This is a genomic window from Dyella monticola (assembly GCF_003363155.1).
GTDB lineage: Bacteria > Pseudomonadota > Gammaproteobacteria > Xanthomonadales > Rhodanobacteraceae > Dyella_B > Dyella_B monticola.
This window is the reverse complement of record NZ_QRBE01000004.1, coordinates 234777-253468: the sequence shown is the minus strand read 5'-3', so window position 1 is coordinate 253468 and position 18692 is coordinate 234777. Positions and strand designations below refer to the sequence as shown.

Sequence of the window (18692 nt, the reverse complement as noted above, 5' to 3'; positions counted from 1 at the left end):
TAGGAAACAAACCTCAGAACGGGTTCGATTACTTTCTTAGAAACAGGGGCGGGTTAGGATGTTCGTATATAAGGCCTGCGGTTACGCGTCTGTTATGGGGCGCGTGTTGCGCGCAACTTCGCGTAGGCTGACATTTGCGGCTGCTTCTCCAGTCCCTAGCGTTGCACTCTGTGCCACTCAGGGACGTTGGAGACAACGATGTACATCACCGCGCGTACTTTGGACGATGCCCTTTATCGAGTTCTCAAGAAGCTCACATCCAACGATGCGAGTGCGGTGAGGGCTACTCGTGGGGCTTCAAATGAAATCACCGGCATCGTATTTAAAATCACCGATCCCCGCGCTCGACTAAGTAGAACCGCAAAACGCGGCTTAGTGTTTAGCCCATTAGGTGAACTGATCTGGTATCTGTCAGGTAGCGATCGGCTCGATCAAATCGAGTACTACGTATCGCGCTACAAAAAAGAGTCCGAGGACAACCTTACCGTATATGGAGCTTATGGGCCCCGTCTGTTTCAAAGTGAAGCCGGTCAAGTAAGCAAGGTAATCGATTTATTGAAGCGTAAGCAGACGTCACGGCGTGCCGTAATACAGCTATTCGAAGGTCGAGATCTTGACCACGAGCAGGTTCCTTGCACTTGTGTCCTTCAATTTCTTATTCGATCAAATCGTTTGCACATGTTCGTATATATGCGATCTAACGATGCATATATGGGTCTTCCACATGACGTCTTTGCTTTTACAATGCTTCAAGAGCTTGTAGCACGTAGTGTTGGAGTGGAGCTCGGGCACTACAAGCATATGGTCGGAAGCCTTCATCTCTATGAGGAGAATGTTTCTGACGCGGTGACATACCTGAAAGAGGCTTTTCAGGAAAGAATCTCCATGCCTCCCATGCCACCTGGGGATCCTTGGGATTCCATTCGGACTTTAGTCCAAATGGAAGGCAAAGTTAGGGAGGGTGGAACAATTGACCTCTCCAAGACTGGCTTGGATCGGTACTGGCAGGACCTTGTGCGACTCCTTCAAATTTTCCGAATCTTTAAGAATCGCGAGGATATGAGAAGAGTCACATCTCTTAAGCGAGCCATGTCTAGTAGCGTATACAACGTTTACATTGATGCTAGGACACAAAAAGTGGATCGCAAACTACAAGATCGCCCTATTCAAACACCGCTATTTGTAACAACGAACGAAAACGGATGAAGCAGGCTACAGTGGAAAGTCATATCTGCGACCTTATCCGCGCGCTCCGGACAGATGGTGCTAAGTCGGCGGGAATCATTCCGTGGAGTAGCCCCGTACCATCCTTTGGCGATATTCAAAGATCAGCTCTCGCTACCCTTGGACTAAATCCTAGCAACCGAGAATTTGTTGATGCTCATGGCAACGAACTCACTGGGAAACACAGGCGTTTTCATACGTTGGACTCGTTGGGGCTTAGGTGTTGGTCGAAGGTTCGAGACAATCACATAGACATGATTGCCGAATCATGTCGAAACTACTTCGAAAACAACCCATACGACACGTGGTTCAAACGGCTAGACGAGATCGTTGCAAAATCTGGTCCTTCGTACTACAGCAAATCGCGTACAAGAGCCTGCCATTTGGATCTAATTCCGTTTGCAACGGGTGAAAAATGGATGGCTCTTTCCCTTGCACAAAGATCCATTCTTCTCGAGTTGGCGGGTAATAGCTTAGGCAATCTCCTCAGAGGCTCGAAGGTTCGAGTACTAGTTTTGAACGGAACTTCTGTGGTTCGAGGTTTCGAGCAGCTTAGTGGCGTTAAGCTGAAGGAGATTTATCAACCGAGCTGGGATCTGCGGCGTATTGCGTCGCAAAACGTACGAGGTTTTTCGTATGAAGGTCGAGTTAAAACAATCGGCAATACGAAGTTACCCATTGAGCTTCTCATCCTTGGATTTAATCACAACATTCAAAGTAGTTTCGGTGTGACTAGGATGGTCAGGGCCGAGATTAGTAGCTGGATTGCCAAAAAATCAGGAGTGCATTGAATGCGTCGCGGAGATATTGCGCTAATTAATCAGATTCGGCCACTTCTCCGCCATTACATCGTCGACCATGGACCTTTACGAGGCTTAGTTCAAGGGGCGCACGAGGATGCATTCCTCGAGCAGATCGTCGAAAGTTTGCGCCGGGTGAAATTCGTAGAGTCAGTCAGATTAAGAGGCATTTCGTCACTCCGGGCGAATCCCCACAGCGATCTATTTGATCCCATTCGAGCGGCCATCATGTATGTCAAGGAAGGACGTGATCACGACGAAGCATGTTGGTTAGTCTTCTTGAGTACGTTAATTGGTAAACATCTACATGCCGGATGGGTCACAACTGCCCAGATCTATGGAGCGCTTGGTGACAGGAACATCTGGAGCTTTCAGCGTGTGCAGAACGACCCAATGCTTTTCCGGCAATGGCTAGAAGCTCACCAAGCGGGGATTCAAAGAAAGGTCGGTAATCATCGAAAGTATCTTTCTTTGTCAGGCACCAAGCCCCACGCTGCAGGTTCAGCGGTTGAGACTTATGTGACCTGGGTAAATGAAAGAGGAACCCACAAAGACCTATTTGATCATGCTTTGCAACAAGCAAATCAAAATCCTATGGCTGCCTTTGAAATTTTATTTGAATCCATGACCGCCGTAGACACGTTTGGTCGAACTGGGCGATTCGATTATCTAACAATGATTGGTAAAGTCGGCCTGGCTTCACTAATTCCAGATTCTCCTCACCTCATTGGGGCTACCGGCCCCCTTGCAGGAGCTCATTTGCTATTCGATGGCGACAAAAAGAGCAGAACTTCAGCTACCGTCCTAGACAGAAAGCTCGTTGAACTTGGAAATGCTATCCAAGTACGCATGGACGTCCTGGAAGACGCAGTATGCAATTGGCAGAAGAATCCCAGTAACTTTGTTCCCTTTCGGGGCTGATTGCTCAGATTGTCCACCGAAAGCGGCGCTTCAAAAAGTTCAGACGACTGTGAGCAATAATGCCACGGTGTTGCAGTTGTCCCACTACTACGCCAGCAGATACACCCACCTTACGTGCAAATCGCGCAATCGCTAATTTGTTGAGCGTAAGACTGACAAGCTCAGACTGATACTTATCTGGGATCAAGGTTTTTTCGGCAAAAGCATTTGCTTCGCTTTCGTTGGGTGTACTTACGGTGCCGGCACCCTCTACAAATAACCCGTTTTTTCCATGAAGCACGACATGACCAGCCTCATGGAAAAAGGCGAACCAAAAGTGATCTTCTGATAGATGGCGGAAGCTTAGTAAGATTAACGGATTTCCGCTTCCGAGAAATTTTGTTGCGCCACTGGCGCGACAGCCTGTCGGTGCGCGGGTCACGACAACAGCAACGCCTGCAGCCGCGCAGCGCCTTTGGAGTTCAGGAATAAAGTCCGAAGGACTCTTCAATCGAGTGAGTTCGCGAATTTCTTGGAGGGTTTCCAAGAATTTTGCCTCGTTCCATTCAGAGCACTCTAGGTCCTCAGCTAAGATCTCTGCGCGTCTGATCCAGGCAGTTACAGCACCAGGATTGGAATCGAACGAGTTAGACGTTTTGAATGCGATTCTGTTAAGAGTGTTGTTGTACTTCTTGTGCCAGTTCGCTACATCTGAAACATCAAAAAAATCTAGGCAAGCGCTCACGCGGTCAGCAGCAGAAGTCACCCGAGGAATCCAGCCAAGCCTCATCATGTCACTGAGTGGAAGATCGTCGAGCCATCTCTGGCCTGGTTCGATCAGCCGCTCCACTTCCTGCCGATAAAGATGTTCGCGCCGAATCCAGAACGCTGGCGTCGATCCAATTACCCTCGCCAAGTTCTGTGCCAGATCCATGTTAATGGTCAATACGCCATTAAGGAGGCTCCGAGCATCTTTCTCTGAAGTACCCAAGTCCCTGGCGAACTCGCGAACTGAAACGCCCTTCCGCTCTAAGGCTTCAGTAATGGTGTTACCGGGTGACGATACCCACCGAGGTGCGAATGAGGCATTAGACATTTCGATCTCCTGCAATCGCCACTAACCTGATTCGAACCGCCTGCCGAGATTCATCGAGCGTAACGTCCTGAAGTTCATCTGAAAGAGCCTTGAAGATGAGCCTTAAGCCGCTTCCAGTGTTGATCTCTAAGTGATCAGGATAATCAGAGCTGGCCTTTAGGTCGCAGGCGACAAGCTCTTCCAGCGATTCCGCTGCTCTAAGATCCGCCAATCGATTACGAAGAGCCAGTGCCGATTCGGCACCAAAGGCTTTGGTTGCGGCGCTTCCGCTTTCGCATAGAGACCTAATCCTTTGTGTCTCGAATGATAACAACACTTTGAAATTTGGCGGCCGTAAAGGGCTAAGATTTGAAGGTGGCTTGCACAGAGTCATGCTATCAAACGGACCGGTGGCGTCCAATTCTCTGATACAGGCATTTTGCTCTTTGTTCCGCGCCCGATCCCTGTAGGCTGAGCTTTGGTTGGGTGAGCGATCCCTCGCCCCGGGCTACTACTAGAAACTGTCAGTGCATTTACCAGTAGAAAGTGTCAAAACTGACAGTTATTGCTGGCATCACCAACAATGGACGTCGCTGGATGCTTAAGTGGTGGCCCACCATCATTCGAATAGTTAGTCTAACAGATTGAATTAATTATATTTTTAATTGTAAATGTGCGAGTGTTACTCGCAATCTTACTCACTTTTCGCAGGCGCTCCTTTCCGACTAAGGCCGATTGCGCGCCCTGCTGCGTGTTCCGTTTTCGGAAACGTTCATGCAGGCGAACCACTGAGCATCCAGGAATGCGCTTGGGGACGAGAATTTATACTAGATGACATCGAGCGCCGACACCTGGGCGATTCCGAAGAAAGACTAGTGAAGTCTGTTAACTAAAGGACGAACGTGCCAAAGCGAAAATTCACCAAAGATGAGCACATTGCACTCAATCTGGTGGCGGCAGGCAAGAAGACCATCGAAAAACTTGAAGCCGAGTACGGCTTCGATGAGGAAGACTTCAATAGGTGGCGGCAAGAGTACGGGAACAAATTTGCTGAAGCAAAGCGCCCGCCACATCCCGCCTTTTCGGAAGCTTACATTTCGATTGGCCGCTTTGAAGATGCACTGAACCTGCCCGTTGAGTCAATTCTCTATTTTGCTGCTCAACGCTATCTCCGGATATTCACAATAACCCATAAACCTAATCCGATACGGCAGTTCTCGATACATATCCCCGCACCTCAGCGCAACACCATAACTGTTTCCGTACATAAGGGCTTCATTGCGCCATCTCATTTGAATCTACCTGATTCAGTGATGTCACTTCCAAATCGTTCGGAGGTCGGCGCCTCAGTTTTATTTGATAAGGGTATTATTGGCTTCTTTCTCAATCCGGAGGATTGCGAAGCAATCAGGCGGGATGGAAAAGTAAGACAGAGCCTTTTTCCGGCAGTGCTTAGAAGGCGTTTTGACCGCTATGAAATGGAGTATCCAGATCCAAGGCACGGCCCCGAGAATCACTATCCTGGTATAGACAACCCTGAAGACTGGCGGGTGGCCTGCTACCCGGCGGAAACGAACTTTTTTCTGGATGCGGAAAAAGGATACCCACAACCTATCGAGTTAAACATAACGCTCTCGTCCCTTTGCGTTTGCCGGGAAGACGTTGAGGATTTCCTTGGCATTATCGATTCTGACAATTTTTTACATGACCTCTTTACCAGTCCGGACGAAGAAGCCGACTATGCGGACAGTGAGATCTGGAAAGATCACCTTGTCGTCGAAAAACCACCTTACATTTCAGCCAAGCTCATTCATCTGATAGAGACCAGCGAGCGCTTCTGGCAAAAAAGGCCGCTCGATAATCCGCATGATCACTCAGCGAAGCAAAGCAAGGTGCGCGAGGCTCTTAAGAATGCTGAATTTCGCAAACTCTTCAAGAGCAGAAAAAAGAAGAGAGGTGTTACGAAGGATCAGCTTGACGCTGCATACCGATTTATTGAACCGCTGTATGCGCGCGAACAGATGAGCGGTGAAGGCAAACTATCCGGGCATGAATACCTTGCACCAGAGCTTCTTATTCTTCTTGCTGCAGCCAAGCTGTTTTGGTCCCCTCCGCACGTTAGCCTAAAAGATACCTCCACTTATCCTAAGAACGCGGATATTGAGGCTTACCTTCGTATTCGAGGCATCAGGGGTAATGACGCTGATGCCGCCATGACGCTGATTCGCCCCGAGAATGCCGCATACGGTGCCCCCAAGCCCTCAATTAGCCTTTGGGACAAGCACAATCCCCTGCTAATAGAACCTATCTTCCCGTATGAGCCGCCTAGTGATAATTAGATCCAATCCGGCTGATCCATAGATCAGCAAAGCAGGGCATTGTCAAGCCTTACAACTGTATTCCTACACGCATTCTTGGCTTTCCTTCAATTTGACGTCGCTGCACCACCCGCAGTGACACCTCAGAAGGCCAAGCATGACCCCTAGTGATCTCCCCAATGTTGCGTTGCCGTACCTCGGAACGCATCGTGTCCATCGTCAAAAGCTGATGGCTAACCTGCCCATCAGCAACATCTCGGCGCGGCTTCGTACCGTGGGGGGCTTCGAATGATGATGAATCCCTCAACGACATCCGCAGCTCCTGTTATGTTCGGCCACACGCCAACACCTCGTATGGCTATTGCTGACCATCTCGGCATCCACGCACCGAGCTTCCCGTCCCATCTCAGCTCGCTTGACGACATCCTCAAGCGCATCAATCGCTCAAACTCTTGGGCCTATGAAAAGGGTCTCGTTCCAATGTTCGACGTGCATGGCTTGAAGATCGAGAACGCCAAGTCTCCCCCGTGGCCGTGGAAAATCTTGCCGGATCCGATCATCAAGGCCGGTAAGAAGGCATGGCTTACGAGCGATATCGATCATTGGCTCGCCCGTATGACAGCGCGCGCTAACGGTATCGGCAACGCAGGGACCAACAGCCTGCCCAACAAGGAGCACCGCAATGTCTGACTCCTTTGCAAATGCATCCGATCGCACTCTTGGGGATCTTATCCTCAAGCTCCAGGGGCTTGAGCCGGACGAAGATACGCTGCTGCGCGACAAGTACTCACGTGTTCATGTGCACGTTGCTACTGCAATTGCGCGTGGCAATACCCCTCGCCAGATTCTCGAACTTCTCAAGCAGAGTGGCCTTGAACTCCACCATGCAACGTTTACGAAGCTTTTCAAGGCTGAACAGGCCGTGCGTGATGAGCATGGGGAGCGCATTTGTTGCGTAACGTGTGGACAGCCGCTGAAACACAAAGAGCAAGACCGCTCCGATAAACGAGGTCAGCCGTCCGATGTCATCGATACCGCAGAGGAGTTGGAAGCATGACGATCTTCAGCAGGGCTTCTCTGATGGCCTCTTATGCATACGTCTCAATCGACTCGCCGGCATGCGCAATAAGCATGCCGGCGAGTGACTTGGGCAATGCAATGGTCATTGCCGGCATGGACGACCTCCATTCGCATGCGGAGATGGCACCATGAGCGGTTTCAATGCTCGCCGCTACCTCAAGGAAGCTGACCGTACCCCCGCGGTCATCTCTTATCCGGTAGCCAGCCTCCCGGATTGCATACACAAGGCGGTCCAGTGCGTATCAGAGCGTCATCAAATTCAACCTGCCATGTGCGCTTCTGTGGCGAATGCAGTGCTGTCGATTGCCTTGCAGCGATTTCTGATGGTTAAGCTTCCCGGCGGTCGTTTGCGACCCACTTGCCTGTTCTTCTTGATTCTTGGCGATTCTGGCACAGGAAAGAGCACGGGCTATGGTGCATTTACGCCGTCATTGTTGGAGCGAGAGGCGACCTTTGTAGCCTTGGATGCAAAGGCAGAAATGGAATTCAAAAGCCTGCATCGTATCTGGACTAAGCAGCAAACCAAGCTCATCAACTCGATTCATGAGCTTCAACTGAAAGGCGAGTACTACGGTCACCTCCGCGACGAATTGAATAAGCTTGTGCAAAGCGAGCCCATAGTGCCTCGCAGCATGAGCATGCTCATCGCGGACACGACTGGGGCGGCTTTTATCGAACGCCTCGATGGGGACCGCCAATCCGTTGCAGTCACGACAGATGAGGCAATCATCACTTTCAACTACCTCTACCAGTACTTTGGTTACCTCAACTTGGCATGGGACGGCAGTACGATCCCGGTCACCCGCAAGGGTTCTGGGCGTATCAATGCTGTCAATCCACGTGCTGGCGTATTGCTCATGTCACAGCCCACAATTTTCAATGACTTCTGTGGTCTTCATGGCGATGTTGCTGGATCTGTAGGCGCTTGGGCGCGCTATCTCATCGCCTTCCCGCCCGTTGTGCAAGACAAGGTCTATCCGAACGATCCGGACTCGATTTCAATGGACGGCCTTGACAAGTTCAACGCGATGATCGCAGATCTGATCGACGAGTTCATGAAACGCATGGCGGATGGCATTACGGAGCCTGTGATCGTCGAGATGGACTCCGGCGCAAGCGCACGATACACCACCTTTGCCAATGAAATGAACGAGCGCATGAAGGCCGGCAATAACCTGGATGATGTGAAGGATTTCGCATCCAAAGCGGCTGAACATGCGGCTCGTCTAGCGGCCAATTATGCCTATATGGCCAAGGAGACCAAGATCACGGCAGAAACGATGGAGAACGCCATCAACATTATCCGTTATCACCTTGAGGAATACTGCAATCAGTTCTCTCTAGTCAGGGCGGTGCCTAAGGTTCCACGTCACGCGGAGCAAATGGAGACGCATTTCCTCCGGAAGTACGTGAAGAAGAACTGGACGTCGGTGGAGTTGGATCACCTCCACCACTCCAATACATCCGATGAGCTGAAGGTAGACGCCAACCTCTTACCCGCTCTGATCTATCTGGAGCAACAAGGCAAAGTCCAATTGCATCGCCGCGGCAACGCGGTACACATCAACTTCAGGAATCTCATCAGCTTTCCCAACGCGTAGAGCCCAACGGACCTGGCCACCCTTTCGGGGTGGCCAGGTCTGCTCGCGGGATTTAGCCCGCCCACTTCGGAAGTGCGCTTTTTATATTGAGCATCGGCAATTCCAAATTGTCACCCCCTCCAATCGTGCGACATATGCGATTGTCGCATCGTCGCATGGATTCTTGGGGGGGCATCAGGATCCTCACACGGACGCGCGCCTTCAACACTCAGGAGCGGGCGGGGCGATGCAGGCCTATTCGCCAGCCGCGGCTACACGCTCGCGCATTTGCACGATCGCTTCCTCAAATGTGTCGGCACTTCCGGAAAGCAAGATATCAAGCGCGATGGTGTGCCGGCTGTTGTTGTAAATTTTCCCCAGCGGCATGCGGGCGCGAGGCACCATGGGTGGGCCAAGCGTATAAACAAATTGCGGCGAATCCGTGTCCGGCCACAACGGATTGAGATCCTGCAGCCGGTCGACAGTCTTCACCCCGGTCACGAAATGCACGCTTTGAAACTCGGCGCGGTAGCGGAAGCCGACATATCGGGGCGGAATCACAGGCCACCCCCGCACGCCAACCGGATGAAAATACGTACTGTCCTTTTCGACGACGTCGGTCCATGTGTAGGGATGCGTAGGGCGGATGCGATCGCGCGTCAGGGACACCACATAGGCGCGGGCGTCGAAAATGTTTGAGGTCATGCCGTATCCCTGAAGGTGATGCAGAAGTTGTTCGAGCCATGCCCGATCGGTGGGGCTTCGGGTGCTGGAATGTGCACGCCTCGCGGCATCCGATAGCGCGTTCCAGGACAGATGCGTGACCGGTATCCCGGTGACGTTCCCGGGCAGTTGCCTGATCGCCCAAGACGAATCGGCGGCGCTGAGTGAAACTAGGAGCTGACGTCGGGCGCCAGAAGAGCGAAGCCGGGGTGCATACCGTTTGAGCTGCTGGAGTCCAGGCACTTGCCAACCCAACTTTGCTTCAATGATCACGTGGCAGGCCTTACCGACCAGCTCGATGTCGGTAAACCCTTTATCTGTCCCGAAGACTTGGCTTGCGACGGACAGATCCGGTTCCGGGTCACACCCCATCAGCGCCAGCACCTGCTTGCGGAACGGCAACACATGTTCAATGCACCATGCAACGGCGGCGGTCCCGGCATTCTCGTCCGTGCCGGCCAGCCCAAAGCAGCTTGACGGCTCTCTTCCACGGATCAGCATAAAGCCCCTGTATTCCCTCCCTGTCTGACCTTATCTTACGCTAACAGGACGAAGCCGACGGCCCCTCATGACAGCCCTCATTGAAGAAGATAAAGCCCGCGCCCGGCGGTTTCGGGATCTGTTGGTCGACATCCTCGATCCCCTCCTGCTGGATGGGCACCTGCGTGAGGGGTGGGCTCATCGGCCGGCCGTAGAGGCGTTAATCACCTTATATATGCATGGTGGCCCTCAGGTGCATGTTTGGGGTAAGGGCCACCCGCTCCGGGCGACCCATGTAGGCATCGGCACATGGCAGGACACCACCTGGCAGGGCATCCGCGGGCTTGGTGCCGAATTCGCGGACCAGAAGCAATGGCAACCCAATGACATGCACTCCTACATCTATATTGGTGAGCAGAGGAATCCGGACAGTGGCATTGATCACCGTGTTCGGATCGTGCGTCAACAGCTACAGCAAGGCTGGACTCTTTAGCCCGATCTTGACGCGCTCTCATGGTGGATCAGATCAACATATTGCTGAATGCACGTAGGAGGGCGTTACACCCGCCATTGACCTGACGATTCTAGCGACACGTTGTCATCCGGCTGAATACGCCTACCGCGGTAATGGTTATTCCCTTGCCGTCTCAGTTTCCGGAGCTGACCTGGTCCCAAGTAAGGAGCTGGCTCACGGTAGATCCCCTGCTCGCGCAGCGTACGATGGTCAATCAGGCGATCATGGAATCCGTGATACCGAAGCGCGTTGTTGATCGTTTCGGCAATGATGCGACGCATTTCGATAGTCGAATTCTTGATCTCAGATGGCTTCAGCCCAGAGCCAATCTTCCTGTTACCACCTAACTCGGGATGGGCAGCATTGAACCGGCGAAAGGTTTGTTCCGGCGAACGTTCGATACCGTCATCGACGCGCCCTGATAGCATCCCGTGGATATGAGGGTATGGAACACCTGAGACCGATGAGATGTTTTCATGGAAAGCAAAGAGGTAAGGCCGGCCAGTCGCGATGGAGTCCATGACAGTCGACGCCAACTGCATGTTCTGTTCCCGATTCAAGCAATTTGGCAGGCCAATGACTACCGAGATGCATGCTGGACTGTTTGCACGCTCGTGCTTATCCGATGCAAGGAAGAACGCCTCGGGCTCATGTCGAGCCCATCTTGGGAGGTTGTCGTAGCCCCAGCCTACAAAATCATCGCGCTCAGAAAATGTGCCACTGCGCATGATGTATCGAATGTGGTGGGACATCGTGCCACGCTTCAATGATGAAATGCCAAAGTGCATCTGATCCATGGTTAGCATCCTTAATGGTAAAAAAGCCAGCAAGGATTGCTCCTTGCTGGCTGCCAAGATGGCCAAACTGTGCTGACTTCGATGCTTTGGATAAGAAACGTATAGTTGACGGATGCCTTTAGGCCAGTAAGCAAGTCCAGCTTTCAGACGCCAGTTATCTACGACTATCTTTCCATTGAGTAACTAAGCCTTGACCATATAGTTATGCCTTCGCCAGTAAGAAATTACTGATATCACGTAGTCATAGCATCGGTCGAGGATGGTGTGAGTCACAAGGAGACGTCATCATGAAGGCCGTCTAAAAAGTCATACGCAAGAGCATGCAGTGATTGGTAAAGATGCGAAGTCCATCATCGCAGGATAGCCATGGAGATCTTTCGCCGCAAAGTCTGAAAGAGATTAATCAATTGCTACATGAGAGCATCGAAATGCCGTAAGGGATGTGATGCACGTGAACAAACATGCAGATTTAACGAATTGGGGAGCTACAAATGCTCCGAACCATGGAGCTTTTAAATGTCTCCGGAAAGCTTCATCACCACGTCCGCTCGCTTAATCATGGCATTCAGTCATTTATAGGCGCATAAAAGCGAGAGCCTAAACTTTAACTACTATGGTCATATCAACTAGTGATTGCAGGTGATCACGAAGCACCTCTGGTACAAAACCATGTGAAATAAGCACGCCTGCTTCCATGTTTTGCTCCATTGCATGGCCAGTCAGATTTGCGCTCGTGATGAAGCAGGCATCACCGTCGGCAACCGCAACCTTGGCATGAACGCGGCCATTCGCGAACGGCGGGTCTTTTTTCATCCATGCGTAGAGTTTTGCAGAGGGAACCAGTGTTCGCATCTTTGCAATGGCATCAAAGGAAATACTTCCGCCATGGTCTTGTGACGATTCAAGAAGCATGGAGATTTCCACTCCACGATTACTTGCTTCATTTAAGCCATCCACAATTGTCATGACATCGTGTGCAACGAAGCTGGTTATAAACAATGTTTCCTTGGCAACGTTGATAACTTGTAGCAAGGCCTGTTCCGTTCGGCGGGCGGAAACGAATGGTGTCGTCGGGCCCGTCCAAACAAGTTCGATGGACTGATGCCTCGTTACGCTTTCAAATGTATGGCTGGCTGCAAGTAGCATTGATGCCAACTCATCGGAGCTGATAGACGTGGCCTGCCATGTATTAATAAGCTGATCAAGGACAGCCTTGGCCATCGGTGTGCCCACGGCATCCGATAACGAAGTCTTCGACGTCCCTTCCTTGATCTTACGAATTCTGATCGCTAGCGCTTGAGCTTTGTCTGGCGAAATGAGGCTGACCAGGTTTGTGATGGCATCCAGCAAATCTCTCATGTCACAGCGCCGCAAAAAATGCCGCGTCTCCTCGCTCAAGGGTCGGCACCAATAGTGAGCGGTCCAGATAGCGGTTACCCCGCTCACAAGAAGTCTCCGCAACCAGACTGCATGCATGGCAAGCTGCGGCGTGGAGCGAGCGGTCTTTTCCTGGATCGTGCTCGGAGCAGAGCGGATCTGACGAGCAAATCTTAGATCTATTCAGCGCCTGCAGAAGCAGTCGACCGAGGTTTTCCGGCTTGCCTAGGTCGACGAGGCCGCCCAGCGTTCCGTCGGAATCGGCTGCCGCCGTGTATATGAGGATGCCTGCTTGGGGATTCACGCCCGAAGTATCAGCGTAAATCCGTTCGCGGATACTCGCCGCGTTATATCCGCATTCAAGCGCCAGCTCCCGAATCAACAAATGTGAGAGCGTATGGAGCATGGCATATCGGACACCCGGGTAGCCTTCGTTTGGATCAAGGTGGCGGGAGTTGCGCCATCCACTGTGTCCGCTATGGAGCATCTTATCGACATGCCTGACACCCCGAAGCGCTTCCCATGTCCGAAGCGCTTCTTCTTCAAACTGGATGAAGATGCCCTCGCCATGTACCTGATTTGCGGGAACCCAATTCAACTTGCGACGAGCAAGGCTGGCCATCTGAGGCCGCTCGTTCGGGTCGCTCGCTTCTTCGGGAGCCTCCACGCGTGTGAAACCCAGCAAGGCATTGACCTCGCGAAGTCTCTCAAGAAGTAGCACCCTGCCGATGTGCTTCTCAAAGCCCGCGGGTATGGCGACCTTCTTACTCATGAAGTTCGGATAGTCCACAGGCGGGTTGGCTGCCGTCAGCACTTCCCACTCTGGCCCCTTGATGTCGGCCTCCCCGACAATTTCCTGTCCAACGGTGCGGCGATTGGTTTCGATGGCCGACCATATAACGGACGCTGGATACTTATCTATGCCCGGCAAGGCTCCAATTTTCTGCAAGGTTTTCACTACCACGGAGACCGCGGCTTCGGAATCTAGATCTCCAAAAAACTCCCAACCGTCCTGAATCAGTTGACCGAGCGGATCTTTCGCCCGTGGAATGGCGAGCGCCGACAGTGTGATCGGGAACCAGCTATTCGTAGCGCCGAGCAGAACTGCACGGGCCTCCGCGTCACACTCTTCATCAAAGTGATCTAGATGGGGATGTCGACCTCTGCAACTCGGCAAGTTTTCTATCCCTACCTTGCCGAAGGCATGCGCCATGCTGCGCGATGCGCCGCAGGTATCACATTTCACCCACAGGTTCTCAGTCTGCAATGAAGCTCCGCTCTCGAAAAAGCGCAGTGTTCCTTTGCACGAACTGTTACCCCTATGAACGAAGTAGTGCCAGGGGAAGTCATCGAGGTGGCCGTTGCGGCACGCCAAAAGGAAACGTGCCGGAACCGCATCGGCATCTCTCGCGGGCTGGTCTCCTTTTGAACCACGGCACCCTTTATGGACAAACCGCGTTCGCTCGGGACGAAAGCGGCTTTCCTTGATCTCGAATAGCCTCGCGTCGAAGGGTGATAATAGACCGCATTTCACACAGCGCATCCAGCGCGGGAATGGGCGAACGGGGACACCGATGTTCGCTTCCGCCGACCACGGATCGACGAGTTCACTCTTCTGAAACGGTGGCATCCGCAAGCTATCCACTTGCGGTCCGAGAACCTTTCTTACTGCGGCTAGTAAGCGCGGCTCTTGAATGGGCTGACATCTGTCTTTCTCCCATTGATCAATGCCTAGTGTCACCACTGAAAGGTTGGGCAGATCAATCAGTGCGCCTGGCCCGTATGTCCAGAGGAGTTGGCTCGGGCGCACTTCTCCGACGGGTGTCTGGTTGCTCATGCTTGATCCTCATCCTGTGGCAATGGACGAGGCTTCCAACCATGATCATCCGAGATATGACCCGTATTCATGATGAGGCGGACACCTGGCTCCACTTCGCGCATCGACATCGGAACGGTCCAGTTATCCCAAGCCTGGATGCCCGGTGACTTGATCAGGGCGACCATCTTGTCCTTTTCGTTTCCACGTTTCTCGTAGCCGAGGATGCGGCCGCCTCGGCCAGCCTCCTTCGCCCACTCATCCGCACGCTCTTTCAGTTCACGCTCGGAAAGATTCTTGATGCTGGACGTTTCGCTGACATTCCAAGCCCGCTGCACCAGCACGTCGATTGCATCGGTGATCTCGGTTTGATTGGACTTGTCCAACTTGCCAGCACCTTCGTTCGGACTGAAGGCATCGTTTTCCAGTCGCATCAGACTCAAGAGTGCACCGGTCAGGCCGCGATCCATTGCGCGCGGTGAGAAAGGTGTCACCGACTGAGCTTCCACATGCTTGTAGAAAGTTGCGTGGTAGTGCTCGAACGTTTCGTAGTGAGAGAGGTCACGTGGTCGTGCCCATGTGAGCACCGTGCAAACCAAGCCGGGGAAGGATCGACCCACACGACTGGTGGCTTGGATATATTCCGCCGTCCCTTTTGGCTGACCATTCACCGCCATCAGGCCGAGTCGATTCACGTCCACTCCGACCGATAGCATGTTCGTTGCAAGCACAACATCAATTGAGTGCGTGTCACCTTCATGCCACTTCGTCACGTACTTCCCTTTTTCCGTATCAAGTTCGGCCCTGAACTTCACCTCCAGATCATCGAGGTACTTCGGAATATCCTGACTCGAAACGCGGGAAGTCAGTTCTCGGACAATGTTGACACTACGCTGGGCGAGCGCGGGCCGCTCAACCATGCTCATCTGTACGCGGTAAGAACGCGTTTGTACATCGTCTTCGGCTAAACGCCGCATACCACCCAACTCACGCAAGGAATTGAAATAACCGACCATCGTCATGTACGGATCGGCGGGATCGCCGAAGTGATCAAACAAGGACTGCGCCGCGGTGAGGAAGGCGGTGTAGACGCGGATCAGCATCGCAGGTCGCGAACTGCCGGGGGAGCAGACGCCAAGATAGCGGCGTCCAGCCCTTTCTTCGATCGGGCGTTGAACCGAAAAATAATTGTCTTCCACGTCCAACCCGTGTGGCGGGAACACCGACACGCGTCGCATGAAAACGTTGTTTACCTGCTCTTTGGCTTTGCGCACCGTCGCCGTGGATGCGACGATCTTTGGCTTGACTACCTTGCCCTCAAGAGGCCATCCACATAGTTCATCAACGGCGGACTCATACAAGCCGACCATCGTGCCAAGCGGGCCACTGATGAGATGGAACTCGTCCTGGATGATTAGATCGGGTGGCCGGATCGGCGCTACTTTCTTAACCTTGACTGCGGACAGGCCTTTCCTGGCCTGATGATTGCCGGTACAGCAGTCAGCCCCATGCCAGAGCAGACCGTGTCGCTCGCACTCTTGGCTCACTCGACCGAACAGCGTGCGCACCTGGCCACGCCACGCCATCATGGCGAACTTGTCGACGGTGGCAATCATCATCGTCGGTGGGCGGTGGTAGATCTCTTCATCCACCACGAGTACTGGGATGCCTGGATGCGGCAACTTGCCCGACTTACCACGTGAGAAATCGCAGCGCCCCTTCTTGTCGCCGCAATAGACAAAGGTGCGTCCGTGACTTTTGTCGACTTCCACGTCCCGTCCCGGCGCTATGTCAGAACCGCACCAAGGGCAACTGGTCAATTGCGCAGGAGATGCTGCTCCCGCATGGTGCTTATCAGGATTGCGGATGTCCTCAATGGCCCGATGACTGTCTTCGGTCGTGCCTGGCGTCACCTTGTTGCCGACCCAAAGGCCGATGGTGAAAGGTTGGATACCCAGTGACGAGTCGCCACCAGCCAGTGCCTCGCGCCGCAACACCTCCATTGCGCAGATAAGTGCGGTCGCGCGCTGAAATTGCTGCAAGGTCAACAAGCGCAGGGTGTAGCGCATGATCACTGCTAGCCCACGAGAACCATCGTACCCGCCAAGCTTGCCTTGCAGGCGTCGGATCGCCATGGTGAACGCCGCCACACCTAAATAGGCTTCGGTCTTGCCGCCACCAGTGGGGAACCACAAAAGGTCGGCATGGGCTTCCATAGGAAGCACGCGGTCCGGATGCATAGGGTCGGCGAGGGATGGGATCGACAGCAGCAAGAACGCCAACTGGAATGGACGCCAGCTACGGTTTTTCGGAAAATCGAACTGATCGACGCTAACACCCTGGCCTCGACGGACTTCCAACGCGTACTGGCTGCGCACACGTTGGACTGCCATTGCCCGATTGGAAAAACGGAAAGCTGCGAGGGCTTTTTCGTCGTTCTTCAGCGTATCGATGCCCTGCTGTAAACGTGCCTGGATTTCCTGGCATCGATCCATGGCCTGTCGTGCGGGAGCGTCATATCCGCTGACGTCCTTGCCGACCCGGTTACGCTGTTCGGTGATCCACGCAGCATAGTCCTTGGTCAGCACGTTTAGAGCGTCGACCAACTGGGCAACATCCAGCGTGGCGAGACGCTGCATATCGAGCAAGCCACTTTCCACCATCACCTTCATTTCTGGGCGGTCTGCGGGATCAAGGCCTGGCGTTTCCGTGACCTGCACTTCGTACTGCGGAAGGACGGTGGTACGCACTTCGGTCGCCAGCGTCACGTCGTCAGCCGTCATGGCGTGGACGGCGACACCATGCCCGACTGCGAATTCCACGCGATTCCGATAGATCATTTCCAGCGATTCACGTTCGGGATCCATGCCATCAACATCCAGTACAGGACGGCGGCGAAAGATAGCGTTTTCAGATGCACTTGCCTCCGCACGAACGATCAACTCTGGCTGAAATACCCAGGCACTGTCGCGATTGGTGGCGGGCTCCTCTTGTGCATTGATTAGGAACAGCGTTACCAGGCGGTCTCCATTGGAGTTCTTGGCACGGACGGAGCCTTGTATCCGGATTGCCGGACGATTCTCGTCCGGTGCCTGGTGAGTGATCACACCTTCGCTGAGAGGTAGCACCAATTTCCCGCCACAGGGTACGCGCTGCCACACCTTGACCTTCTGTCCATTGGGTTTGGTTAGGTCGTGTTCCTTATTGGGAACGCGCTCGTAGCAACCCCAACGTGCCTCGACTTCAATACGCTCGGTGTTGCCGTCGACACAGAAGGTGAAGCCAAAGCTGCTCGGCACGAGCGATTGATTACTGGCGGCGTCGATTTCGTCCGCGGCATCCGATTCAGGCTCTACTCGCCCAGTGGCCGTTCCGAATTCGGCGCCGGGCTCGTGCTGACCAGGTGCCTTCGGATCACTGGGTTCTTCTGTCTCTTCCCCGGCCAGGGGGCCTTCCAGCCCTTCGATTCCACCTTGAGCTGCGTCGCGTGGCGCCAGCTTGCCGACCAGGTAGCGGTCGCGCACGCTCATGTCCACGATGCGCTCGCGAGGGCCACCTGCCGGACCGAGCAAATCATCCACCACGGCCAGTTGCAAGAGTTCACGAATGTATACGCGATCATCGATCGCCGATGCGCCGCCGATGGTCTGGTGTAGTGCCGTGACTAAGGCCGCACCAAACTCATCCCACTGGAGGCGATTGACGTCTCCCGAAGATGGTGGAGCAAGCGAGACGGCGGCGACTGGAACAGGGGTATCAGCGGAGACAAGCCGATCGAAGAAGAGCGTGGTGGTTTCGAGATCGGAGCGAATCCGCAACACACGCCCGGCTCGGACGATTTCTCCGGTAGGGTTCAGGACGAGAACCCAATCGTTCTCGGCGATCGCTTGATACAGAGAGCGGTCACCCTTCATGGGCAGGATGTAAGGCGCCAGCCTGTAATTGGTGCAGAGGCCCCGATCAATGGCAATCCATGCATTAACGTTCAAGTTCACCGACATATGGAAC

At 53.3% G+C, this 18692-nt stretch carries 14 protein-coding genes; 8 read left to right on the top strand and 6 right to left on the bottom strand.

Going from position 1 to position 18692, the window contains the following annotated elements; genetic code table 11:
• Nucleotides 1-198 precede the first annotated feature (198 nt).
• From DWU98_RS09530 to DWU98_RS09520, 3 genes are read left to right on the top strand one after another with little or no spacing between them, the layout of a single operon-like run.
• Nucleotides 199-1206: a thymidylate synthase gene (locus DWU98_RS09530; RefSeq protein WP_115495314.1), complete on the top strand. Its 1008-nt coding sequence runs from the start codon at nt 199-201 to the stop codon at nt 1204-1206.
• Nucleotides 1203-2015, top strand: coding sequence for a hypothetical protein (locus tag DWU98_RS09525; protein WP_230474772.1), 813 nt, complete (start codon nt 1203-1205; stop codon nt 2013-2015). The genes DWU98_RS09530 and DWU98_RS09525 overlap by 4 nt, the downstream gene beginning before the upstream one ends.
• Entirely contained in the window at nt 2016-2945 is a 930-nt protein-coding gene (locus tag DWU98_RS09520; RefSeq protein ID WP_115495313.1) for an alpha-glutamyl/putrescinyl thymine pyrophosphorylase clade 3 protein, read from the top strand.
• A 4-nt stretch (nt 2946-2949) separates the two neighbouring features.
• Here the strand turns inward: DWU98_RS09520 and DWU98_RS09515 are convergent, their stop codons facing one another.
• A complete protein-coding gene (locus DWU98_RS09515; protein WP_158545017.1) occupies nt 2950-3858 on the bottom strand; it encodes an ImmA/IrrE family metallo-endopeptidase in 909 nt (302 codons plus the stop codon).
• Nucleotides 3859-4901: 1043 nt separating this feature from the next.
• Between DWU98_RS09515 and DWU98_RS09505 the strand changes: the two genes are divergently transcribed.
• The 4 genes from DWU98_RS09505 (at nt 4902) to DWU98_RS09490 (ending at nt 8998) form a co-directional block, all read left to right on the top strand.
• A complete protein-coding gene (locus DWU98_RS09505) occupies nt 4902-6338 on the top strand; it encodes a hypothetical protein (RefSeq protein WP_147293272.1) in 1437 nt (478 codons plus the stop codon).
• A 267-nt stretch (nt 6339-6605) separates the two neighbouring features.
• Entirely contained in the window at nt 6606-7007 is a 402-nt protein-coding gene (locus DWU98_RS09500) for a hypothetical protein (RefSeq protein WP_147293271.1), read from the top strand.
• Nucleotides 7000-7374, top strand: coding sequence for a hypothetical protein (locus DWU98_RS09495; protein ID WP_115495308.1), 375 nt, complete (start codon nt 7000-7002; stop codon nt 7372-7374). Before DWU98_RS09500 ends, DWU98_RS09495 begins: the two co-directional genes overlap by 8 nt.
• Nucleotides 7375-7525: 151 nt before the next feature.
• Nucleotides 7526-8998, top strand: a complete 1473-nt coding sequence (locus tag DWU98_RS09490; protein WP_115495307.1) for a DUF3987 domain-containing protein — start codon at nt 7526-7528, stop codon at nt 8996-8998.
• A 234-nt stretch (nt 8999-9232) separates the two neighbouring features.
• Here the strand turns inward: DWU98_RS09490 and DWU98_RS09485 are convergent, their stop codons facing one another.
• Nucleotides 9233-10201, bottom strand: coding sequence for a hypothetical protein (locus tag DWU98_RS09485; RefSeq protein WP_115495306.1), 969 nt, complete (start codon nt 10199-10201; stop codon nt 9233-9235).
• Between the two features lie 67 nt (nt 10202-10268).
• Here DWU98_RS09485 and DWU98_RS09480 point away from each other — a divergent pair, with 67 nt between their 5' ends.
• Nucleotides 10269-10673 (top strand): hypothetical protein, encoded by a 405-nt coding sequence (locus DWU98_RS09480; protein WP_115495305.1) that lies wholly within the window; start codon nt 10269-10271, stop codon nt 10671-10673.
• 65 nt (nt 10674-10738) lie between these two features.
• On the opposite strand, the gene DWU98_RS09475 is transcribed toward DWU98_RS09480, so the two are convergent.
• The 4 genes from DWU98_RS09475 to drmA all read right to left on the bottom strand — a co-directional run bounded on the left by DWU98_RS09475 (nt 10739) and on the right by drmA (nt 18685).
• The gene (locus DWU98_RS09475; RefSeq protein WP_158545016.1) at nt 10739-11491 is read right to left on the bottom strand and encodes a MobA/MobL family protein; all 753 of its coding nucleotides are present in this window, start codon (nt 11489-11491) and stop codon (nt 10739-10741) included.
• A 597-nt stretch (nt 11492-12088) separates the two neighbouring features.
• Nucleotides 12089-12850: a DISARM system phospholipase D-like protein DrmC gene (drmC, locus tag DWU98_RS09470; protein ID WP_115495303.1), complete on the bottom strand. Its 762-nt coding sequence runs from the start codon at nt 12848-12850 to the stop codon at nt 12089-12091.
• 1 nt (nt 12851) lies between these two features.
• Nucleotides 12852-14705, bottom strand: a complete 1854-nt coding sequence (gene drmB / locus DWU98_RS09465; protein WP_115495302.1) for a DUF1998 domain-containing protein — start codon at nt 14703-14705, stop codon at nt 12852-12854.
• The gene (gene drmA, locus DWU98_RS09460) at nt 14702-18685 is read right to left on the bottom strand and encodes a DISARM system helicase DrmA (protein ID WP_115495301.1); all 3984 of its coding nucleotides are present in this window, start codon (nt 18683-18685) and stop codon (nt 14702-14704) included. Before drmA ends, drmB begins: the two co-directional genes overlap by 4 nt.
• Nucleotides 18686-18692 lie beyond the last annotated feature (7 nt).